22 protein-coding genes are annotated in these 21427 nt (G+C 38.5%); 6 read left to right on the forward strand and 16 right to left on the reverse strand.

The annotated features are described in order from the left end of the window. Positions 1-83: 83 nt before the first annotated feature. The 7 genes from JYB62_RS07735 to JYB62_RS07765 all read right to left on the reverse strand — a co-directional run bounded on the left by JYB62_RS07735 (position 84) and on the right by JYB62_RS07765 (position 7190). Positions 84-2768: a hypothetical protein gene (locus JYB62_RS07735; RefSeq protein ID WP_205644826.1), complete on the reverse strand. Its 2685-nt coding sequence runs from the start codon at positions 2766-2768 to the stop codon at positions 84-86. A gap of 141 nt (positions 2769-2909) precedes the next feature. Then, entirely contained in the window at positions 2910-4388 is a 1479-nt protein-coding gene (locus JYB62_RS07740; RefSeq protein WP_205644827.1) for an ATP-binding cassette domain-containing protein, read from the reverse strand. 46 nt (positions 4389-4434) lie between these two features. Next, on the reverse strand, positions 4435-4887 hold the full coding sequence (dtd, locus tag JYB62_RS07745) for a D-aminoacyl-tRNA deacylase (RefSeq protein ID WP_205644828.1): 453 nt from the start codon (positions 4885-4887) through the stop codon (positions 4435-4437). Next, positions 4884-5597: an NAD-dependent epimerase/dehydratase family protein gene (locus JYB62_RS07750; RefSeq protein WP_205644829.1), complete on the reverse strand. Its 714-nt coding sequence runs from the start codon at positions 5595-5597 to the stop codon at positions 4884-4886. Before JYB62_RS07750 ends, dtd begins: the two co-directional genes overlap by 4 nt. Continuing rightward, positions 5594-6220: a thioredoxin family protein gene (locus tag JYB62_RS07755; RefSeq protein WP_205644830.1), complete on the reverse strand. Its 627-nt coding sequence runs from the start codon at positions 6218-6220 to the stop codon at positions 5594-5596. The genes JYB62_RS07750 and JYB62_RS07755 overlap by 4 nt, the downstream gene beginning before the upstream one ends. Positions 6221-6251: 31 nt before the next feature. Further along, positions 6252-6665, reverse strand: coding sequence for a YkvA family protein (locus JYB62_RS07760; protein ID WP_205644831.1), 414 nt, complete (start codon positions 6663-6665; stop codon positions 6252-6254). Positions 6666-6668: 3 nt separating this feature from the next. After that, positions 6669-7190 carry a DUF7935 family protein gene (locus JYB62_RS07765; protein WP_205644832.1) on the reverse strand — a complete coding sequence of 174 codons (522 nt, stop codon included), beginning with the start codon at positions 7188-7190 and terminating at the stop codon, positions 6669-6671. Positions 7191-7300: 110 nt separating this feature from the next. Here JYB62_RS07765 and JYB62_RS07770 point away from each other — a divergent pair, with 110 nt between their 5' ends. Both JYB62_RS07770 and JYB62_RS07775 read left to right on the forward strand, forming a co-directional pair. Continuing rightward, positions 7301-7615, forward strand: a complete 315-nt coding sequence (locus JYB62_RS07770; protein WP_074223427.1) for a HesB/IscA family protein — start codon at positions 7301-7303, stop codon at positions 7613-7615. A gap of 34 nt (positions 7616-7649) precedes the next feature. After that, on the forward strand, positions 7650-8144 hold the full coding sequence (locus JYB62_RS07775; protein ID WP_205644833.1) for a DUF6265 family protein: 495 nt from the start codon (positions 7650-7652) through the stop codon (positions 8142-8144). Here the strand turns inward: JYB62_RS07775 and JYB62_RS07780 are convergent. From JYB62_RS07780 to JYB62_RS07800, 5 genes are read right to left on the reverse strand one after another with little or no spacing between them, the layout of a single operon-like run. After that, on the reverse strand, positions 8141-8599 hold the full coding sequence (locus JYB62_RS07780) for a DUF4268 domain-containing protein (RefSeq protein ID WP_205644834.1): 459 nt from the start codon (positions 8597-8599) through the stop codon (positions 8141-8143). The two genes, JYB62_RS07775 and JYB62_RS07780, sit on opposite strands and share 4 nt — an antisense overlap. Positions 8600-8601: 2 nt before the next feature. Next, positions 8602-9465: a ChaN family lipoprotein gene (locus JYB62_RS07785; RefSeq protein ID WP_205644835.1), complete on the reverse strand. Its 864-nt coding sequence runs from the start codon at positions 9463-9465 to the stop codon at positions 8602-8604. Continuing rightward, positions 9458-9823, reverse strand: coding sequence for a dihydroneopterin aldolase (folB, locus tag JYB62_RS07790; protein WP_205644836.1), 366 nt, complete (start codon positions 9821-9823; stop codon positions 9458-9460). Before folB ends, JYB62_RS07785 begins: the two co-directional genes overlap by 8 nt. Continuing rightward, entirely contained in the window at positions 9823-10809 is a 987-nt protein-coding gene (locus JYB62_RS07795) for a DivIVA domain-containing protein (RefSeq protein ID WP_205644837.1), read from the reverse strand. The genes folB and JYB62_RS07795 overlap by 1 nt, the downstream gene beginning before the upstream one ends. Before the next feature lie 3 nt (positions 10810-10812). Beyond that, a complete protein-coding gene (locus tag JYB62_RS07800) occupies positions 10813-11727 on the reverse strand; it encodes a WD40 repeat domain-containing protein (RefSeq protein WP_205644838.1) in 915 nt (304 codons plus the stop codon). A gap of 36 nt (positions 11728-11763) precedes the next feature. Here JYB62_RS07800 and JYB62_RS07805 point away from each other — a divergent pair, with 36 nt between their 5' ends. Further along, on the forward strand, positions 11764-12393 hold the full coding sequence (locus tag JYB62_RS07805) for a 4'-phosphopantetheinyl transferase family protein (protein ID WP_205644839.1): 630 nt from the start codon (positions 11764-11766) through the stop codon (positions 12391-12393). 5 nt (positions 12394-12398) lie between these two features. Continuing rightward, the gene (locus JYB62_RS07810) at positions 12399-12977 is read left to right on the forward strand and encodes a redoxin domain-containing protein (protein WP_205644840.1); all 579 of its coding nucleotides are present in this window, start codon (positions 12399-12401) and stop codon (positions 12975-12977) included. Here the strand turns inward: JYB62_RS07810 and JYB62_RS07815 are convergent. The 3 genes from JYB62_RS07815 to JYB62_RS07825 form a co-directional block, all read right to left on the reverse strand. Then, positions 12974-13816, reverse strand: coding sequence for a transglutaminase-like domain-containing protein (locus JYB62_RS07815; protein ID WP_205644841.1), 843 nt, complete (start codon positions 13814-13816; stop codon positions 12974-12976). The two genes, JYB62_RS07810 and JYB62_RS07815, sit on opposite strands and share 4 nt — an antisense overlap. Positions 13817-13867: 51 nt before the next feature. Then, on the reverse strand, positions 13868-15478 hold the full coding sequence (locus JYB62_RS07820; protein ID WP_205645429.1) for an acyl-CoA carboxylase subunit beta: 1611 nt from the start codon (positions 15476-15478) through the stop codon (positions 13868-13870). A 137-nt stretch (positions 15479-15615) separates the two neighbouring features. Continuing rightward, entirely contained in the window at positions 15616-16416 is an 801-nt protein-coding gene (locus JYB62_RS07825; RefSeq protein WP_205644842.1) for an N-acetylmuramoyl-L-alanine amidase family protein, read from the reverse strand. A gap of 118 nt (positions 16417-16534) precedes the next feature. Here JYB62_RS07825 and JYB62_RS07830 point away from each other — a divergent pair, with 118 nt between their 5' ends. Next, positions 16535-19210, forward strand: coding sequence for a putative LPS assembly protein LptD (locus JYB62_RS07830; RefSeq protein ID WP_205645430.1), 2676 nt, complete (start codon positions 16535-16537; stop codon positions 19208-19210). Positions 19211-19230: 20 nt separating this feature from the next. On the opposite strand, the gene JYB62_RS07835 is transcribed toward JYB62_RS07830, so the two are convergent. Further along, positions 19231-20445, reverse strand: coding sequence for an arginine deiminase (locus tag JYB62_RS07835; RefSeq protein ID WP_205644843.1), 1215 nt, complete (start codon positions 20443-20445; stop codon positions 19231-19233). 216 nt (positions 20446-20661) lie between these two features. On the opposite strand from JYB62_RS07835, the gene JYB62_RS07840 reads away from it, so the two are divergent. Continuing rightward, positions 20662-21411 (forward strand): DUF4197 domain-containing protein, encoded by a 750-nt coding sequence (locus JYB62_RS07840; RefSeq protein WP_205644844.1) that lies wholly within the window; start codon positions 20662-20664, stop codon positions 21409-21411. The last annotated feature ends 16 nt before the right edge of the window (positions 21412-21427 follow it).

Here is a 21427-nt window from a genome sequence, read left to right on the forward strand (position 1 = left end):
GCCAACATGCTTTAAGTGAAGTCTTCGTTTTTAGTTGAATAACCAAGGAATAACAAGTAGAAAAAGAAAAAAATGAAAATCCATTACTTAGATTCTACGGTATACTCCAACTCCTTGAATCCGACTTCTCCATTGGGCGTCAAGGCTTCAAGAATAATGAATTTTTTTCCTGTGATATCAGAGTTATAATAACTCAATTCCTCTTGCCCCATTTTCGATAATTCAATATTGTTTTTCCAAAACAACAAAGATCTGAGATCTGGTTTAATCAATTGTTCTTCAGTTAGAACTGAGTAATCCATCTGTTCATATTCCCGCATCGCTGAAAAAACAGGTAAGGAGGTTTTCATTACTCCCTCGGAGGCATTTGCCCCAAATAGCCCTTTGCCAGCATAAGTGTATATAGCAATTACACTTCCAACAGGAGGAGCGGCCAAAGGATGTACCCAAGGAAAAACCTCCAAAAAGAGCTTGGGAAACCCTTTCGCATTTTTAATAATTTCAAAACTTTTCACTTCTGACGGATCAATATTTTGGATCAGGTGATAATCATAATTCATAACAGGTATACCATCGACCACCACAAGTGTGAGCCCACCACCATTTACTTTGGCATGCAAAAAACCTCCATTAATATTGATCCTGGTGACTGAAATCAATTCAGGATAATTAAAAAGTAATATACTATAAAGCCCATAAGACCATTTTTCTTCTTTGGATTCAATTTCTGCTCCATCTACGACATGGGTTGGTTTTCCGAATCTATCCATCACTTCCTGTCTCTGCGGAGTCATTAAATAATCTTCTACCGTAAACTCTTCCAATTCGATGAAATTATTTGAAAGGTTAAAAGCCCTATCCACCGTATCTTTTTTCTGCTCCTTGATAATTACATTCCGTTTGATGCTATCCAACCTCAAGATTGTTTCTCTTTGATCAAACGAAATAGGTGGCACCTCCTTATCATCAAGAAGAATTGAAAAATCTTTCTTTTGACCCTTTTCATCTACTGTTTGGACTAATGCATTTATTTCAGTTCCAAACATATCTGGAAGCACGAAATTAAAGCGCCCCAAACTATCTGTTTGCTCCTGAAAAACACCGACCTGATTCCCAAAAGTCATTAGGGTAACTTCTATTCTATTTATAGCTTTTTTCCTTAGAAAATTACCTTCCACCCTTCCTGAAACTCCAATAGTATATTCAGGGCTTACTTTCCCTTCTACCTCAAGATGATGAAATTTATAATCGCTTGGTCTCTTTGTCATTAACCAAGTATCTAATTCCAACGCATTTTCGGGTTGAATCAATGAGTCCTCATTTGCCATGGAATAGTTAAAGTCACTAAATAACAGGGTTCTCGCTATTAAACTCTGTTGCTCCTTCTTGTATAGTGCATATAATTGTTCATCCAAAACTTTGACAGATAAAGTCGCATCCCTATTTTGACCTTCTGAATCCAGCAAAGCAACATTCAATTTTGTCAATTGACGCTGACTGTAACTTTTTGAATCTGTATTAGCTATTATTTGAAGCCTACTCTGTGGTTTTGGATTAAAAATATAACGGCTAGCCAGAACCTTTTTTTCTTGATCAAACAATTTTATGGATGACACACCTTCTGGAATAGAATCTAGGGGGAATTTTAAAAACATTTTCCCTTCTGACAATACACCTCTAGCATAGAGGTATTCTACACCCCTGCAGGATAAACTAACATAGCTGCTATCATTGAAATGATTGGAAGAACTAATATCCAGCCTTAATTCATCATTCGTTTTATAAGCAAACAGTACATCTCCTTTAATTTTGGTTTCTGGTAATTGGATGGTGAGTATACCGCTTTCTTGATTTTCTAAAGGAATTTCGGCGAAAAATCTTTTTGAAGTATCTCCTTTCAATAAAAAGCTTCCAATCCCTCTTTCGGTACTTTCAAATGTAGTTATTAGTTTTCCCTCCTGATCTCTGACTTTCCCATTGATTTTAACTCCTTTCCCTTTCACATCCATCGCATGAAAGGCAACTCTAGAATAAATCCCATGAACTAAACTCCCACTCTCCGGAACAAATTCAACCTCTGAAACCCCATCCTTTAATGCTACAGTTTTGGTATAACTCATACCATTATCGGTACGCATTCTTAAACTTACCACTTTGTCTTTTGGAGAAATGGGATAAGAAAGTTTATAGATTTGATTTTCTTGTTTAATACTAAGAGAATCTTCTAATCCATCTCTGGTCACAAAAACATCTAACTTCCCCTTGACTAAACTATCGATGGAATAAGGATCAAAAATTGCTTTTAGAAATGTGTTGCCGGACTCCTCTTCTACTAAAATTAAATCATAAATAGGGTCATTTTCATCAATTTCCTGGGAGGCATAAATATCAACATACTTTTCAGAGATAAAATCTGCTCCAAAATTTTCATTCCATTTTGTGTAGGCTCTTAGTAAATACCTTCCTGGCAAGTAAGACTTATATAGGTCAAAAAATGCTTGTCCCAATCCATTATCCAACTTTATCGTTTTCCTATCTAGTATGATTTCATTGAAATCAATCAATTCAATATATAAAACCCCGCTAAGTTGACTGAGTGAGTGATCTGCTGCATTTGTAACAATCGCATTCACCCAAAGCGTCTGATTGTTTAGATAAATGCTCCTATCAGTAGTAAGAAATATTTTTTCGGCAAGTGAAATAGGATAGCTTAGACTGGACTCCTGCCCAAAGGCCACATTCGATCTTAGGAAGAATAACCCGACCAATAAAAAAAAAACTAAGGGTGTGTTTAAATTGTCCTTTTTTAAAAAAGCTGGTTTTAAACATTTCTGATCTTCCTGTTTTTCAATAGGATCGTAAAATATGATCGCTCTAGGAAAAATAAAAAATAAACCAGATTAATATTTTCACGACCTCAATTCTAAAACTTTCCCAACTGCCTCTGGCACATCCTCTTCATAATGGCTGACATAAATCAAAGAAATGGAACAGCCTTCACAGACTCTTTGAACGGTTTCTTTGAAAAGTCTTCTTTGAAATTCGTCCATCCCTTGACTCGCCTCATCTAAAATCAACAATTTCGGCTGCTTGATCAATGCCCTAGCCAAAAGGGTCCATCGTTGATGTTCTAAGGACAATCGTTGAATGACCGTATGCTGAAGGGGTTCTAATTTAAAAAGCCTGATCCACCTATTGGCCAATTCCTCTTGTTCGGGACTGACTTTTCTGAATAACCCCATTGTATCAAATAAACCAGAAAGAATCACTTTTCTGCAAGTTTGATTGGCCGGGAAATATCGACTCAATTCGGGAGCTACAAAACCAGTAGGCCTCTTAACATCCCAGATACTTTCTCCTGTCCCCCTTTTTCTTCCAAACAACCAGAAATTCTGCGAATAAGCTTGGGGGTTTTCGCCAATCAGCAAACTGATCAAGGTGGATTTTCCAGAGCCATTCTTCCCTTTCAAGAGCCATTTTTCCCCTGCTTTAACCTCCCAGTTGACATCTTCTAAAATCACCTTATCTCCATATTTGATATGGACATTCTGGAGTATTATTGGAGCATTTAACAATTCCCTATCCTTCGGGAGAAGCGATTGAAGTAAGTCCCAATCCCATGCGGGGACATTCATCTGCTTTCCTCCATTTTGATGGTAATCTTCCTTGGTCCAAACACTGTCCACCCCTGATTTTGAAATTTTGGCAACATGTGTTATCCCTTCCGGAATTTCATTCCCTGAAGTAGTCAATAACAACTGGACACCGGCTTTGCTGATCTCTTGGATAATTGTCCCAAACTCTTCTCGGCTTTTCACATCCAAGCCCGTCATTGGTTGATCCATCAAATAAATATAGGGCTGATGCATCAAACCTAATGCAATGGCCAACCTTCTTGTTTCCCCATTGGAAAGCTTCAATAGAGACTTATCCAATAAGGCTTCAAGCCTTAGAAGTTTGGCCACATTTTCCAGATTCCAGGGTCCCGAGACTTTCGGATTAACTTCAATTAAATATTCCAGCACGGTTGCAGTTTCTTCAGATTCAGAAGAATTGAATCGTTGCTGAAAATAAAAATTCTGGATGTGAGAACGGTTTTTAAACTCGTACTTCTGGGAAACATAGGCTATCAAATCCCTAAAACTATGTACCTCCCCTGCTCCTGTTTTTTCTTGAACATATGCCTTAGCAAATGGCCTTTGAACTTCGCCTTTAGAAATCACTGTATTTCCCCTCAACGTTTCTATAAACGTGGTCAACTCCCAACCAGAATCTCCAATCACCGCCCAATTCTCACCTGTATTCCAGTTAAAACTTAAGTTTTCAAAAGCCTGCTGAGCTTTGAATAAAACAGTGGCTCCATGAATAGTAAGGATAGATTTGGACAAAATAGTTTTTGTTAGTGGTTACTAATCTAAAAATAAAAAGAAGGGATTAAACTTTGTTTTTGCTATCAATTTGAATGGTGACAGGCCCATCATTTACCAGGCGGACTTTCATATCAGCCCCAAACTCACCTGTCCCAATTTTCTTACCCAAATCAAATTCCAAAGTTTGAATGAGCTTTTCGTACAAAGGTATTGCTACCTCGGGTCTTGCCGCTTTAATATAAGAAGGTCTATTTCCTTTTTTAGTACTGGCATGCAACGTGAATTGAGAAATCAATAATAGTTCACCATTGACCTCTATCAGGCTTTTATTCATGATCCCATTTTCATCTGGGAAAATCCTCAGGTTGACGATCTTCTTGGAAAGCCAGGAAATATCCTCCTGATTGTCTTCATTTTCAATTCCCACTAATATCATCATTCCCGTTCCGATTGCTGATTTTATTTCCCCTTCAATCTTGACGGAAGCTTCAGAAACTCGCTGTATGACTACTATCATTTTGTTAAATCTTGCATTTGCCCGGAATTGATAATTTCCACATTCTTAGAGCTAGCTTGATTGGCCACAAATACCATTGCTTTTGCTACCTGAAAATCATGTATAGGCCGATAATTTTTTAGGACCTTAAGCCAAACCAAAGGTTTCATAGCGATGGTTGCAAACCATTCTCCAAGCCTGAATTCATTTCGGTTGCCAAGAAGCAAAGAGGGTCTAAAAATTCCAAGAAATGAATAGTCCAATTTTTGTAAATCCTGCTCCACTTCCCCCTTCACCTTACTATAAAAAACGGATGATTCTGGATCAGCACTCAAAGAGGATACGTATAAAAATTTAGAGGCTCCTAGATTTTTTGCCCATGTTGCAAATTCCAACACCATATCATGATCGATTTGGTAAAAACGCTCTTTGGACCCCGCTTGTTTGATGGTCGTCCCTAGGCTTGAAAACGCATGAATTTCTGCTTTCTTCTCAAAAATCTCCTCTCTTACAAGCTGATATTCTCCGCCTAAAGAGCTTGACATCAGAAGGTGCTCCCAATCCCAGATATTGATTTTTAACAAATCCCCCTCCAGCTGAACTAACTTCTCATGTTTAAGGGCCAACTTTCTTCTCCCCACACTGATGACAAAGTCATATTTTTTTAACAGTTGATGCAATAACTGCATGCCAACCATTCCCGAAGTTCCTGAGATTAAAGCGATATTCATAAGGTTACATATTGCGCAATAGCTTCTTTTAATTCTTGTTCTATTGCCTGATTTCTATTTCTTGCATACCAAAGGTAAGTTCCTTCGGAAAACTCTTTCGAACTCAATCCTTGAGGGTCTTTCTTGTAGGATATCAATCGTTCCTGTAAATATTGAGGTCTTGGTCCCCAAGTAAATAATTCCTCATTCAAATCCTGAGAGAGACCGATCAGCTTTGGAATGGATCTCGCTCCATTGGTCAAATATTGATCCATCAGTTCAGGATTTTCATCTCTTAAAACCAATTTCAAGTTGATGAGCGGATTGAGGGCTGCCAATTTTGCAAAGTACGGAATACTTTGGGAAGCATCTCCACACCAAGCCTCTGTCAATACTAACCAAGTTTGTGGCTCCTGAATCCCTTTTATCAAAGACTCCATTTCAGATGAAATTTTAGCAGTCTTGTCGACCCTTCTCATCCGGGCCACATTCATTTTTGTGTAATTGATATTGGCTTCCGAATGATTGGTTCCAGTAGTTTTTCCTTCAGCCAAAAGTTCATCAATCATTTGGCGATATTCATCGTAAGAAAGCCCAGATTGGACAATTTCCTCAGAAATCAATTGGGTAGTTGGGTTAAGCATACTTTTGGAATTTGGGAACTAACAGCTCAGATCAAGCTTGAGTTCTCTCGTACTCCAAAAATTCCTCAATTTCATCTTTCATCTTGGCATAAATGGCTAAAACCACCGACAAATCATCGGCAAAACCAAAAAAACCTAAAAAATCAGGTACTAAATCTATGGGGGAAACAAAATAAACCAAACCTAATAATAGCAATCCCAAGGTGCTAGTAGACAATTTATGTGAACCATTAAAATGGGCTTTGATCATTCTAATGAATACACCAAGGGGCATCACCAACTTTACAAACCTGGAGTCCTTGCCGACTTTCCCGATTTTTTTAATGGTGCTAGACATCAACTCCTTAACCTGCTCCTCTTTTTTGACCAATGCCTCCACCTGCTTTCCATACAGCTTTCGGGCTTTATCAATCATTTCAGTAGCTTTTGATTTAAGAGTGGACATAGGTTAAAAGTAAATATTGATCTCTGACTTTACTAATTTCAACGCATAGCTCACTGCATCGTTATTCTGTTCTAAAGATCTGGTGAAAATCGCTTTTGCCAAATCCATTCCACTCGCCTCTTTGTCTACGGACTGACGGCTCTGATTTATCAGGGTGTTGACGTTTTCCACTGCATTTTTTACAGCTTCCCAAGTCTGTTCCGAGAAATATACCTGTTGAGAGAAGTTATGGTTAAACTCTTCCCGGACTTCATGTAGTAATTGAGCATGCAGTTCGCTAGCAGTAAGGGAAGCAGGATTTGATCTTCGGACCAAGTTATTCGGAGAAATTCTTTCCAGCAACAGGCAAAGTCTTTCTGCAGCTTGCAACCGGATAGGCAAAATAGTTTGGGAATTTTTGGTTTTTAATTCCACAATCATCTTTTCCCTTTCTTTGGAGAGAAATGAAACAACTACCAAATACATCCCATAAAGGACAATTCCGGCAGGTAAAAGAATTTTTAATAAATCTATCGCGTAATCCATAGTTGGCAATTTCCTTCGAATATCTATAAATAATTTCTGTCAAAAAACTTCAGAGATCGTAAATTTGAAACGAAAACGAACCAATTCCGCGCCAAAAACATTTGACTCACATGATTATTCCTGTACAAATCACAGAAAAAGCTGAAGCTGAGATCAAAAATATCATGGCTCACAAAAACATTCCTGCAGACTACAGTTTAAGAGTAGGAGTTAAAGGTGGCGGTTGTGGGGGTATGTCCTATGCTTTGGGTTTTGATAAAGCCAAATCGGATGATCAGCAATTTGAAATTGCAGGCATCCCCGTGCTGATTGAAAAAAGGCATTTTATGTTTCTGATGGGAATGCAAATCGATTTTTTCGAAGGAGATGAAGCAAGGGGATTTACCTTTATCAATCCAGATATCCCTAAGAGACACGATCTTTAATTTTTTTTATAAATTCATCAGCAAATCCTCGCTAATGAAAACTCCTATTTTAATTATTCTCTTCTGCCTATTGGCTTTCCCCATTTTTTCACAAGTCAGGCATTTGAAAGAAGGTGAAGAACCTGGTATTGGAAACGTTGAAGACTTGGATTGGGTAGTAGGTTATTGGTCCGGAACGGGACTTGGAGGAAATTGTGACGAAACCTGGATGCCAGCCATAGATGGAACGATGGTGGGTACTTTTAGATTTTGGCAAGATGGCAAATTGGTCTTTAGTGAGTTTATGAATTTAATCCAGGATGGAGAAACCTTTTATCTAAAACTCAAGCATTTCAACCCAGACCTTTCGGGATGGGAAGAGAAAGAAGAATGGACCATTTTTCCTTTAGTGGAAGTAGAAGAAAACACCATATGGTTTCATGGGTTCACGATGAAAAGATCAGGTGATAAAATGGTCTTGAGTCTGGAAATTTCAGAAAATGGAAAGACCCAGCAGGTGGAATTTAATTACACCAAAAAAACACTTTAAAAATTCTCAAAACCGGGTTTGATATTATCCCAAAAGGCATCTAATGCTATGATTCTAGGCTTAAGAAAGGAGATGATTGAAGGCCAATCATTTTGATCCATGACATTTACTCCATCCAACACTTTTTCAATTTTGGAAATTCGTTGACCAAATTCATTTTCTACCAACAATTTCCAGTCCCATTCTTCTCCTAATTCCGCAGTCAACAACTTTTTAAAGACCTTAAATTGGTCGAAGAATAATTCCTGAAGTTCTTCATCAGAGTGACAAATTTCTATACCAATAGAAGCAAAACCTTGTTCGGCCTTCATCCTGAAATAAATATCCTTGACTCCGGTTTTATAATTGGGCCAATTAACTCTAAATCCCGAAGCTCCTCTAATCGGCTTCATATATTGACCGAAAGAAATCCAAAATTCTTTCCGGATTCGGGAGGTTTCTGCCCGACTATACATACTTAATAAGACTCGTGACTATCGGATGGTAAAACTAGGATGATCTGACCAGATTTTTCATAATCAGCATTCAAAGAATCCATTTGATCTTGCGTCACTGTATGGATATTGATGATCTCCAAGTCTGGAAAACGTGCATTCAAATACCATAAAATTCCCTCTCCGTCTTTGGAATGGTAGGAACCGTTCACGTGGAGGATTTTATGGCCAGATGCTATGTTGGAGAATAAAGATTCCGCCATCGTCGCATCTTTTAAAGCCTGTGCCTGTACCATAAAATCAGAATTCATAGGGCCTCCATGCATCATATCTTTCATTGCCACATAACCAGGCATGGTCATATCTATTTCAAAAGGTAAAGTAGCCATATATCCTTTTGCTTCCTGATTTAAGCTATCCAAAGCTGAAATACCGGATCTACTCGTAAGTGATGCATATTTCCTAGGCACATTACTGGCTATAAAATGTAGGTTATGCTCTTTTGCAAACCTCATCAATGGTCGATAATCTGTTTGATAATTATTCCACAATTTGGCCTCTGATTCAAAATTCTTTTCAGTCATTTTCCCGGCAAACCATTCATCTATATTCAATTGATCATCTCGCTCAAAAAATTCCGCAGCCAAAACAAGCTCTGGATTGTTTGCCGTCATTTCTTTCAATAATTGTAATTGAAGCCAATGAGCAAGACTATTGTTATGCAATTCCCCAAAAAAAGTCACATCCGATTTATTCGCGATCTTCACCACATCTTTAAAATCCAACTTCTTGCCTTTATTGGAAAAAAACTGGTAGGCTTGCCCCTGTCCAAATGATGTCAAACATGCTGAAATAAAAATTAATGTCACTAAAACTACTTTACGCATAATCTTCAGGGTAATGGATTTGAACGGCTGAATATTTCACTAAGCCACCGAGAGATGGGTGATGTTTTTTTAAGGTCAATTGAATTTTTTTGACCTCCGGATATACTCTCAATATATCATCGATGATCAAATGTCCCAAATGTTCCAGCAATTTGACTTTGACGTCCATCCTTTCTTTGATCAGTTTATAAAGCTTGGTATAGTCTATAGTGGATTTCAAATCGTCCTCAAGCATGGCCTTTTTAAAATCGGTATCCAATTCCAAGTCAAGGGTAAAACGATTACCTAGCACATTTTCCTCAGGATATGCTCCATGATAAGCGTGAAACTCTATCCCCTCTAATGATACTTTTCCCATTAGTCAAATTGGTCAAAAAATGATCCCGATCCTTTATCAATATCTTTTCTTGGAGTCGGTTGTTCTTCCGATATGGAGGAAGGTTTTACCTCTACTTTCTTTTGAATGGCAGCAGGCTCTTCTTCTTCCATTTGATCAATTTCTTCTTGGATCGACTCCTCTTTGATCTCAGAGGATACCTCTGAGGTTTGGTCTTCTTTCACTACTGATTCAACTTCCTCCAAATCCATCTTCAGATCAGGTGTTGAATCATGCATTTCTAATTCTAAATCTTCTTCAATGACCTCCATTTCTGCGATTGGATCCTCTTTTTCTGGTTCTGGAGTGAAAACCTCTTCCTCTTCAGGAGCTAAGTTTTCGATATTGGCAAACGTAAATGCATTGGATCTACTCAATTCATCAATGGCTCTTTGATAAGCTTTTGCATCAATCCTTGAGAAATGTGCGTCAGAAAGATCAATCTGATTCAGCATATCCTGTGAAATTCGTCTCAGGCTTTTCACCAATGCTTCTCGCTGCTCCACCAAGCCATCATACGATCGAACAAGCCCTTGCATACTTTCCCGAAGCTCAACGATGGTTTCTTTCGCTTTGGCTTCAGCTGCACTGATAATGACAGACGCTTGTTGCTGAGCATGAGCCTGTGCTTTCTCTGCATATTCGTTGGCCTCAGCAATGGTCTTTTCAGAATGTTCATTCGCTTCAGATATAATCAAATCAGCTGCTTCATTTGCTTCCTCAATAATGGAAGCCCCTGTATCCTCAGCTGTTTTCAAGGTTCTGAATAAAGAGTCCTCAACATCCTTCAACCTTTTAGCTTCGGCTTCTGTGTTTTGAAGCTTGGATTTTAATTCGATATTTTCCTGATGAAGTCGGTCAACGACTTGGCTGACTTCTTCTAAGAACTGGGAAACTTCCTTTTTCTCAAAACCTCTAAATGCAGTTTCAAAGGATTGTTGCCTAATGGCGGCTGGTGTGATCTTCATGGGTTAGCTTGCTTCTATTTGCCAAATGGAAATTGTACGGTCATCAGATATGGATATTACCTGCCCTGAATAGGTACTCCAAAGTACTTTATTTATGGATGTGCCGTGCCCGGCATTTCTTGCTTTGTCTATTACTTTCAACAGTTTTTTCTCTTTGGCATCCCAAACTTTAATGGATTTATCCATGGAGCAAGACACCAGAAAATTTCCGTCTTCTTTGAAAGATATATAATTAATGGCATACATATGTGCCACGATGGTCTCTTCTAATTGATAATTTTCTGTATTCCAAAACTTCAGCCTAGCATCCCTAGCTCCACTGACAAGGCTGTTTTCATCTGGAGAATAAGAAAGCGCAAATACAGAGTTTTCGTGACCGATGAGGTTAGCAATGGGCTGGAAGTCATCCCTTAAATCCAGCACTTTGATGGTGTGATCACTAAGACCAATTGCCAAGTGCTTTTTGACCGGAGAAATCGTCATTACCCGAATACTCTTAGAACTGAGTTTAACCCGCTTTTTCAAAGACTGACTAGGAATATCAATGATGACCAAAATCCCGTCTCCTGTCCCTACATAGGCCTCATTTCCAAAAATCTTAATATCAAAAATCGCCTGATCAGTAAATTTCAATGACCATACTTCTTTATTTTCATTCAGATCGATGACATGAATTCCCTCGAAGTTATGACCAATAAATAGCAAATTCCTCTCTTTATCTACCTCCATGGCATATACCGAATGCGGAAGTTTAGCGATCAACTTCCCGTCTTTTGGATGATCAAGGTCCCACTCTACGACCATGCCATCTCCAGCACCTGTATAAAAGAAACTCGGATCACTCCCTTCCGTCAAAGCATAAATACAGTCATTATGCCCTGTCAGCGTTTGTAATTTATTTACTTGAATTTTTGACATATATTGGACGATGACTTAGCTGTGCCCTATTGGCCTATGCAAACAAAAATAGAAAAAATTGACTCTTCATCGGCTTTAGCCATCAAGATTATTGAGACGCATGATGTAGATAGTTTAGATTTCCTGAGTTTTAGAGAAAAACTATCCTATGCTAATATCTCCCACCCCGAAAAAAGGATGGAATGGGCTACTGCAAGAAGAGCCATTAAAGATGCGTTGGACACCTTGTATATTCCTTATCCCGGATTTTTTAAAGATGAACATGGCAAATCTCATTCAATGAATGGGAATGGATTTGTTTCCCTGTCTCATACTGAAGGGTTAGCAGGCGCTATTTTCCATCGAGATACTCCAGTAGGAATTGATATGGACCTCATCCGTGAAAAAATCCTCCGAATTGGGTTTCGGTTTCTTGATCCATTCGAACTGGACTTTCTGGAAAAAGATCCCTTACATTATACCTTGGCTTGGTCAGCAAAAGAGTCTATTTTTAAATGTCAAGGCAGAAGGGGGGTCAGTTTTAGAGATAATATCCTCTTAGAACCATTTTCTCCGGATGCAACGGTCATTAAGGCCAAAATCAGAGAAACTGAATATTCTGATCACCATTACACGGTACATGCCCGAGTGATAAGTGATACCGTTTTAACTTATACAATTTGGTAACTACCATGAAAAAATTTTACTCCATCCTATTTTTCCTTTACCTATCTATGGTATACGCTAAGGCACAGGACATAAACAGCCTTAGCTTACAAGATGCGGTGACTGAAAAGCCTTTTTCACTTGAGAATGAAGTAAATCAAAAAGCTTTGGTTTTAATTTTTCACAGTACTTCCTGCCCCTTTGTCAAGATGTATGAAGAAAGAATCATTACTATCCGAGCAAGGTATCAGAATCAAGGAATCGATTTTGCATTAGTAAATTCTGAACCAAACCCTGAAAACCAAAAAGCTTCTGATTTAAGGAAATATGTCGATGAGTCTGGATTAAACATGTCCTATTTAATGGATGTCAACCAAGATTGGATCAAATTCTTCCACATCACCAAAATCCCAGAGGTTGTAATTATCACGCCAAGTACCAATGGACTAATTACTGCTTATAGAGGTGCAATTGACAATAATGCACAAGCAGCTGGTTCAGTTACTGAAAAGTTTTTGGAAAGAGCCATCAATCAAATATTAAAAGGGGAACAACCTAGCCCCAAACAAGTTAGAGCTGTAGGATGTAATGTCAGAAGTTTCTAATCTGTGAGAATAGCAATCATTTCTTTCACCTCTTCCACTTTTTCCATCTCCCCCAACTTCTCAAACGAATTGCCGAGGTTTCTTAAGGTTCTCAATAAGATTTGGAGATAGGCACATGGTTCGAAGTACTCCTCTTTAGGCTCTAACTTCAGATGTTCCAAATAATTAAAAATATCCTGCTTACTAAAGATCAATCCCTTATTGAAAGCATTAATGTAAAATGTTAGATCTTTTGTTTTATAGGTCAAGACAAACAAATTGGGCAAATTCACTCCATAGATTGGAAGCCCTAATTTTTTTCCTACCAATAAATAAATTGCACAAAGACTGAGTGGGTTTCCTCTTTTGGAATCCAATACTGAGGAAAGCATACTGTTGGCAGGAGAATGAAAATTCTTGGTGTTCGCTGTAAAACGGAGTGTATTAAATAAAACGTTGTTGATAGTCCTTATTTGATCATAGGGAGCTAAATCATTTTTAAATGCCGTCCAAACTTCAAAATAGATCTGGTGCATTTCTGCATTCAGCTTTTCATATTCTAAGTCTGGGTACTGGTAGGTATTAATGATCCAGAGGCCTGTCAGCAAATCACGATCTTCAGATTCTTTCCAATCCTTTAATCTCTTTTTCAATAAGGAAAACTGAAGATCATGAACCAAATCCTCAATTTCCTTTTGAATTTCAGGATTGAAGCTTGTCTCCCACTTTTCTTCCAGAAAAGGAATAATTTCAGTTCCCAATGAAATTATTCGATCTCTCACATGATTTCTTACTTCCAAATCTGTATCATCTAAAAGTGAAATCAAAGCGTTTAACTCTGCTGGAGTCAAGTTACTCATATGCAAATGTCTTGAAAGAATGGATGTTGTAATAATTTAATGAAATTGTCTTTAAGTTTGAATAACTCCTACATTAAATCTCTCTGAAATTGGTGCATGGTTGGCAGCTTCAATGCCCATACTAATAACTTTTCTGGTTTCTTGGGGATCAATCACACCATCCACCCAAAGTCTAGCCGCTGAATAATAAGGACTTAGCTCCTCATTATACTTTTCTATAATTTCTTGGAGCAAATTTTTCTCATCCTCTTCACTTATTTCCTGCCCTTTCTTTTTTAGAGAAGCCACTTTAATTTGTAATAGAGTTTTTGCTGCTGAAGCTCCTGACATGACCGCCATTTGGGCTGTGGGCCAAGAATAAATCAAACGAGGATCGTAGGCTTTCCCGCACATGGCATAGTTGCCGGCTCCATAAGAATTTCCTAGAATGATGGTAAATTTTGGCACCACGGAGTTTGCCATGGCATTAACCATTTTTGCACCATCCTTGATAATACCTCCGTGTTCTGCTTTACTTCCTACCATAAAACCACTAACATCCTGCAAGAATACCAAAGGGATTTTACGTTGATTACAATTCATGATAAACCTTGCAGCTTTATCAGCAGAGTCGGAGTAAATCACCCCTCCCATCTGCATTTCCCCTTTAGCGGTTTTAACAATTTTGCGTTGGTTGGCTACGATTCCTACTGCCCATCCATCTATTCTAGCAGTTCCACAAATCAGTGTTTTCCCGTAATCCTTTTTATACTCATTGATTTCTCCACCATCCACTAACCCAGAGATTACTTCCAGCATATCATATGGTTTCACACGTTCCAAAGGAAAAACTGAGAGAAGTTCCTCTTCTGATATACCAGGAACTTTTGGCTCTATCCGATCAAAACCAGCTTTAGGGTTCTCCCCTATTTTGTCAAAAATACCTCGAATCGCATCCAAACAATCCTGATCACTCTCATATTTATTATCTGTGACACCGGAAATTTCACAATGTGTAGTAGCTCCTCCCAAGGTCTCATTATCCACGGATTCCCCAATGGCGGCCTTCACCAAATAAGACCCCGCCAGAAAAATGGAACCTGTTTTATCTACAATCATGGCTTCATCAGACATAATCGGTAAATAAGCCCCACCAGCTACACAGCTCCCCATAATTGCAGCAATTTGAACGATGCCCATGGCAGACATTTTAGCATTGTTTCTAAACTGCCTACCAAAATGTTCTTTATCAGGAAAAATCTCATTCTGCATGGGCAGAAAAACTCCCGCGCTGTCCACCAGGTAGATGATAGGGAGATGGTTCTCCATGGCAATTTCCTGAGCTCTTAAATTCTTTTTGGCGGTCATGGGAAACCAGGCTCCAGCCTTGACAGTGGCGTCATTAGCTACAATTACCACCATTCTTCCTTGAACATACCCTATTCCTGTAACCACACCTGCAGAAGGACATCCTCCCTCCTCTACATACATCCCATCTGCTGCAAAAGCTCCAACTTCCAAAAATTCAGAACCTGCATCAATCAAATAGTCAATTCTCTCTCGTGCTGTTAGCTTTCCTTTGGAATGTTCTTTCTCAATTCTTTTGGCACCTCCACCCAGTTTAACCTGTTCAGTTTTAGATTTTAATTGATCAAGTAGAGATTTAAAAGTAGGTGTTTCCATAGAGGTGTTTGACTTCATGATAAAATTTGGGTTTATAGTTTTAAAACTCAATTTTAAACTCAAGAGTTTGTTTGAATATAAACAAAAGCCCTTTTCCGAGTTGAAAAAGGGCTAAATGATTCTTGGAAAAGCAACTATTAATTGCCTTCTATTCCTTCTTTATAATCACGGATAGATCTAAAAATAGCTGAAGCCATATATTCCTGACCTTTTTGACTCATCAAAAAACGCTCTTCTTCACTGTTGGATAAAAAACCAAGTTCGATCAACACACTAGGCATAGATGGAGTCCAAAGCACATAAAACGGCCCTTGTTTAACTCCTCTACTTTTTCTTCCCACACGATTCTTAAATTGTGTTTCTACATGGTCAGCAAGCGTGACCGAATTCTCAAAATGTACTTTTGACAACAAATTAAAAGTCATGTAAGACTCTGGTGATTTTGGATCAAAACCCTCATAATTTTCCTCGTAGTTATCCTCTAAATAAATTACGGAGTTTTCTCTTTTCACAATATCAAAATTAGCATCAAAATGCTTCATCCCCATCACAAAGGTCTCAGTACCGTAAGCAGACCGGTTAGGAGCAGAATTGGAATGGATGGAAACAAATAAATCCGCTTTATTAATATTGGCTATAATAGGTCTTTCTTTTAATTCTGGAAAGCTATCATCTTTTCTCGTGTAGATAACTTCCACGTCTGGAAGGTATTCTTCTATATATTTACCTACTAATAGTGCGACAGCTAGATTAATATTCTTTTCTTTGGATCTTGAACCAAGATTCCCAGGGTCTTTACCACCGTGACCCGCATCGATAACAATCTTCTTCATGCGAAACGCTGGCATCATTGATTCGTTAGAAATGAATCCTCCGAAGACAAATGGGATTAGGATAATTAATGAGATAAGAATTTTTTTGCTTTTGGACCGTTCCATGAGGGCAATAGAATTAACTTTACGCGAAATTTTACACAAATTAAACAAAGCGCAATCAACTGTGCAGGGATTTAGACTCCTTTTATTATCACTATTCGGTTTATTGATTGCTCCAGAAATGGTAGCTGCACAACAACCTACGAGACAAACAGAGCGGAGGTTAGTGATACCTGACACCCTGGCCTCACCCCTGTTGGATACGTTACCAGAGTCTAACCCTCCTGCATTAAACGACACTTTGCCATCTGATAGTTTGGCAAAAATTATGCCCACTGGACCAATTACCTCAGATATTACTTATTATGCGGAAGATAGTATCGTATCTGACTTCACTGAAAACAAAGTTTACTTATATAATAAGGCTTGGTTTGAGTATGGACAAATGAAGCTTGAGGCAGATCTAATCGTTATAGATTGGAAAAACTCCATGCTTTACGCCTCAGGAGTCACGGATAGTTTAGGAAATATTACCGGCAATCCATTTTTTAAAGATGGTCCTAGCGTCTATGAAATCAGAAAGGAGATGCGCTATAATTTCGCCACTCAAAAGGCAATTATCAAGGACGTAGTAACTGAGCAACAAGACGGGGTTTTACGAGGAGAAACCATCAAAAAGACCGAGGACGGAAGCATCTACCTGAGTCACGGGTATTATACCACCTGTAAGTTAACAGAACCTCATTGGCATATCTCCTCCAACAAAATCAAATCCATACAGGGGAAGCAAGTGGTTTCGGGACCATTTAACCTATACTTCAATGGAATTCCAACGCCATTAGGATTGCCTTTCGGGATTATTCCTGACACGCCGGAAGAAAAAGCCTCTGGGATTGTGTTCCCTTCTTATGGAAGTGAACAAGTCAGAGGACTTTACCTCAGGGATTTTGGGTATTACTTTGCGATCAATGATTACATCCATGCTAGGTTTACCGGTGATATTTACTCCAAAGGAGGTTGGGGGGCAAAGTCTCAAGCTGTATATAAAAAGCGCTACCGATTTGGAGGAAGCTTTAATATTGATTTCCAAAAATTCGTCTCTCCCGAAACTGAATTAAATCCTGTCAACTATAATACTTTTAGGGTCCAATGGAGTCATACACCTGAATCGAGAGGCAATAGTAGATTTTCTGCATCAGTTAACGCAGGAAGTACCAGCTACTTCAACAATGTGATCAATCAGAATAATTTCCAAAATAACATTACTTCTGAGTTCACCTCTAATGTCGCCTATTCAAAAACTTTCACAGGCACACCTTTTTCCATGTCTGCCAATATGAGGCATTCCCAGAGTGTGACCACTGGGGAAGTGAGATTGGATCTCCCTTCTATTTCTGTCAATATGAATAGGCAGAACCCTTTTAGAAATGTAAAATTTGAACCTTTAAAAACATTAAATATTGCCTGGAATTTTGCTTTACAAAACTCCATTACCAACCGGGTAGATCAATCTTTTGGCGTTCCAACTGACTTATCTACCGGAACGGAACAAACTCAATACATTCCATTCAACCTGGCAAATGCAAGTCTTCTATTGGACAATGCCAGCAATGGAGCGAGAAGTACCATTCCGATTTCCTCTAATTTCACCCTATTTAAATACTTTACAGGTACCGCATCCTTCAATTACCAGGAACTTTGGTACCTCAATAGAATCAATTATTACTACAATGCATCTGAAGAACGTGTGGATAAAATCATTGAAGATGGCTTTAATAGAATAGGCACCTATAGTTCTTCTTTTGCCCTCAACACCAACGTTTATGGATTCTTCAATTTCAAAGGAAATGGAAAAATCCAGACGATCAGACAGCACATCCAGCCTTCCATTGGGTTTAGCTTTAGACCTGACTTTTCAGATCCAAGATTTGGATACTACCAAGAGGTTCAAATAAATGAGGAAGGAGATACTCGGCTTTTATCCAGACATCAAGGTTTCATCTACGGAGGAGCCGCAGTAGGCGAGTCTAGGGCCATGACCTTTAACTTGAGAAATGTACTGGAGGCTAAAATCAGAACGGAATCAGATTCTGCAGAGGCAACTTCCAAAAAAATTCCCTTATTGGAGACCCTCAACTTAAGCACAAGCTACAATTTCGCCGCTGATTCCTTTAACCTTGCACCCTTTAGTATAAGCGCCAGAACCAGCTTTTTTGAAAGGAAACTTTCTGTCAATATGAGTACCACCTTGGATCCTTATGCAACCCGTACTTTCCTGAGTAGTACTGGAGCAGAGACGATCAGACGGATCAATGAATTTGCCTGGAAAAATGGTCAGGGAATTGGTACAATTAGAAATGCTTCCTTGAATATGAATATGTCATTGAACCCTGGAGGGAATAAAACACCTGGAGAAGTAAGGGATGAAGTCACCTCTAATTTCATGCAGCAGGGAGGAGTACTCAATGAATTTGTGGAGAGCGAAATCAATCGAATTGTATCAGATCCAAGTCAATACATTGATTGGAATATCCCTTGGAACTTGAGTTTTGGCTATAATTTGAGTTATAGCAAACAGACAACGGGGACCACCAATATCACCCAAGGAATGAATATGAATGGAGACTTTTCACTATCTGAAAAGTGGAAAATCAACTTCAACACAGGCATAGACTTACAAACACAAAAGATTACCCAGTCCATGATCGGTATTGCAAGGGATCTTCACTGTTGGCAAATGAATGTCAGTTGGATTCCATTTGGCCGATTTACTTCATACAATATTGATATTCGAGTGAAATCAAGCATCCTTCAGGACCTAAAAGTGTCCAGAAGAAGATCTTTCTTCGATAGATAACTTATCAAACAAGCAATCCCTTAAACTCTAGACCGACTTAGAGGCATAGTCATACATCTGGGTCCTCCAAGTCCTCTTGAAAGTTCGGAGGAAGGAATCTCCAATACATCCACTCCCAATTGTCTTAATGCCCGGTTGGTATGGATGTTTCTATTGTAAGAGATCACCCTTCTTGGTCCAATAGCAAATACATTCGCTCCATCAAACCACTGTTCTCGAAGTGAATAATCAGGATTCCCATCAGCTGTGTGGAGAATCTCCAAATGTTGAATTTCACGCTCTAAGATGGTTAAGAGGGACTCATTCAACACCTCTCTTTTGATATGGACTTTATCGTCCTTTATTTCCTTCAATGTATAGCGGGAAGTCTGCAATACTGAGTTTAGTGCATCAGGATAAGTTAATACCAGGTTTTCATCCAATATGGTGAAGACTGTATCCAAATGCATGTAATTCCGCTTGTGAGGAAGATGCACTTCGTAAACCCGTTCTACTGACCCTTCAGCCAACATGGCTTTGGCTGCATGGTAAATTGCTTTTTCATCGGTTCTCTCAGAATTCCCTATGGCCACTGCTTTTCCGGATAAGACTATGATATCTCCTCCCTCAATACTTGGAGGATTATCATGCCCCTGAATAGGATACAATCGATTAACATTATCCTTAAAATCGGTATGGTTTTCAAATATTGTTCGCAATAAATCCGCTTCTCTTTGTCTCCCATCCATTTTCATACTAGAAAAAATAATTCCTCCAGGGGTTAAAGCCATAGGATCACGTTGAAAATACAAGTTGGGACATGGGGAAATCGCAAAGGCAGACTCCATCAATTCACCAGAGTTGAGATTGGGAATTTTCTTTCTTAATTCGTGAATTTTTAACCCAGCAGTCAAAATAGAGGCACATTCCGCAGTAGAAAATCTTTCCAAAATATCTTCCGCCAGATGAACCAAGCCTGACTTTTTCAAAGACTCTCTCACCAACTTCAACAGGATATCCTCATCATATAATACACGGATCAATAACTCCCTCAATTGATACACCTGGGCCCCTGTGGACTCCTTAATTAAGTTGGAGAAAGCATCGTGTTCCTTTTGCAAGGCCTCTAAATAGGGAACATCCTCAAAAAGTAAGAACTCCTTATTGTAGGGCGTCAACCGATCAATTTCTTTTCCAGGTCTATGCATTAATACCGCTCGAAGAGTTCCAAATTCTGAGTTTATTCTAAGATTCATCTATTTATCGATTTATTATCTATAATAGGTTTTTATTAATATTTTTCAAAAAAATAACTGTTTTTATAATAATCAATGAACCCAAACAAGCTTTTCATTAATTACCTAAAAATTAGTTTATAAAAAATCAACTACCACTCAATCTACAATTTTATTGGTGAATCATTTCAGGTACTATTGTTGAATCGATTCTAAAAAAGAATAAAGACAAAAAGCATGAAACTCACTAACTATAAAAATACAGTTTTAATCTTTCTTTTTATTGGACTGATTTCTTCCGGCTGCGACACCATCAATCAACTTGGAGGACAGTTCGGATTAGGAACCCCTACCAATGCAGAGATCAATTCGGGGCTCAAACAAGCTTTGGAATATGGTACCAGCTACGCTACAGAACGACTTTCAAAAGAAGATGGGTATTTGGGAAATTTAGCTATCAAAATAGTTTTTCCTGAAGAAGCCAAAAAAGTGGAAAATACACTTCGTTCTATTGGATTAGGAAACCTTTGTGATCAAGTGATCATCAGTTTCAATCGGGCTGCTGAAGACGCAGCAATTGAAGCCAAACCAATTTTTGTCGCCGCTATCAATGACATGAGCATTACTGATGTGAAGAATATTTTGATGGGAGAAAATGATGCTGCAACCACCTATTTTGAGAATATGACGACAAGTTCTTTGGAAGAAAAATTCAAACCAATCATCGAATCTAGTTTAAATAAGGTCGGCGCCACCAAATACTGGGGAGACGTCATTGGAAGGTATAACCAAGTACCTTTAATAAAGCCCATTGAAGCCAATTTGCCCAAGTACGTTACTAAAAAAGCCATTGAAGGACTCTTTTATGAAATCGCCAAAGAGGAATTAAAAATTCGGGAAAATGTAACTGCTAGAAGCACAGTATTGCTTCAAAAAGTATTTGGCTACGCTGAACGTGAAAAAGCAGGTACAGGAACAGTAAATTAATATTCATCCGCAATCA

The organism is Algoriphagus lutimaris, from assembly GCF_017051705.1.
GTDB lineage: Bacteria > Bacteroidota > Bacteroidia > Cytophagales > Cyclobacteriaceae > Algoriphagus > Algoriphagus lutimaris.

What these genes read in the sequence shown, in the direction of transcription:
- JYB62_RS07810 (WP_205644840.1), top strand. Translation starts at nt 12,399, where the DNA reads ATGAAAAAATTTTACTCCATCCTATTTTTCCTTTACCTATCTATGGTA.
- JYB62_RS07785 (WP_205644835.1), bottom strand. Translation starts at nt 9,465, where the DNA reads ATGCGTAAAGTAGTTTTAGTGACATTAATTTTTATTTCAGCATGTTTG.
- JYB62_RS07840 (WP_205644844.1), top strand. Translation starts at nt 20,662, where the DNA reads ATGAAACTCACTAACTATAAAAATACAGTTTTAATCTTTCTTTTTATT.
- JYB62_RS07835 (WP_205644843.1), bottom strand. Translation starts at nt 20,445, where the DNA reads ATGAATCTTAGAATAAACTCAGAATTTGGAACTCTTCGAGCGGTATTA.
- JYB62_RS07825 (WP_205644842.1), bottom strand. Translation starts at nt 16,416, where the DNA reads ATGGAACGGTCCAAAAGCAAAAAAATTCTTATCTCATTAATTATCCTA.
- JYB62_RS07760 (WP_205644831.1), bottom strand. Translation starts at nt 6,665, where the DNA reads ATGTCCACTCTTAAATCAAAAGCTACTGAAATGATTGATAAAGCCCGA.
- JYB62_RS07780 (WP_205644834.1), bottom strand. Translation starts at nt 8,599, where the DNA reads ATGTATAGTCGGGCAGAAACCTCCCGAATCCGGAAAGAATTTTGGATT.
- JYB62_RS07805 (WP_205644839.1), top strand. Translation starts at nt 11,764, where the DNA reads ATGCAAACAAAAATAGAAAAAATTGACTCTTCATCGGCTTTAGCCATC.
- JYB62_RS07795 (WP_205644837.1), bottom strand. Translation starts at nt 10,809, where the DNA reads ATGAAGATCACACCAGCCGCCATTAGGCAACAATCCTTTGAAACTGCA.
- JYB62_RS07750 (WP_205644829.1), bottom strand. Translation starts at nt 5,597, where the DNA reads ATGAATATCGCTTTAATCTCAGGAACTTCGGGAATGGTTGGCATGCAG.
- JYB62_RS07755 (WP_205644830.1), bottom strand. Translation starts at nt 6,220, where the DNA reads ATGCTTAACCCAACTACCCAATTGATTTCTGAGGAAATTGTCCAATCT.
- JYB62_RS07770 (WP_074223427.1), top strand. Translation starts at nt 7,301, where the DNA reads ATGATTATTCCTGTACAAATCACAGAAAAAGCTGAAGCTGAGATCAAA.
- JYB62_RS07820 (WP_205645429.1), bottom strand. Translation starts at nt 15,478, where the DNA reads ATGGAAACACCTACTTTTAAATCTCTACTTGATCAATTAAAATCTAAA.
- JYB62_RS07775 (WP_205644833.1), top strand. Translation starts at nt 7,650, where the DNA reads ATGAAAACTCCTATTTTAATTATTCTCTTCTGCCTATTGGCTTTCCCC.
- JYB62_RS07815 (WP_205644841.1), bottom strand. Translation starts at nt 13,816, where the DNA reads ATGAGTAACTTGACTCCAGCAGAGTTAAACGCTTTGATTTCACTTTTA.
- dtd (WP_205644828.1), bottom strand. Translation starts at nt 4,887, where the DNA reads ATGATAGTAGTCATACAGCGAGTTTCTGAAGCTTCCGTCAAGATTGAA.
- JYB62_RS07765 (WP_205644832.1), bottom strand. Translation starts at nt 7,190, where the DNA reads ATGGATTACGCGATAGATTTATTAAAAATTCTTTTACCTGCCGGAATT.
- JYB62_RS07800 (WP_205644838.1), bottom strand. Translation starts at nt 11,727, where the DNA reads ATGTCAAAAATTCAAGTAAATAAATTACAAACGCTGACAGGGCATAAT.
- folB (WP_205644836.1), bottom strand. Translation starts at nt 9,823, where the DNA reads ATGGGAAAAGTATCATTAGAGGGGATAGAGTTTCACGCTTATCATGGA.
- JYB62_RS07830 (WP_205645430.1), top strand. Translation starts at nt 16,535, where the DNA reads ATGGTAGCTGCACAACAACCTACGAGACAAACAGAGCGGAGGTTAGTG.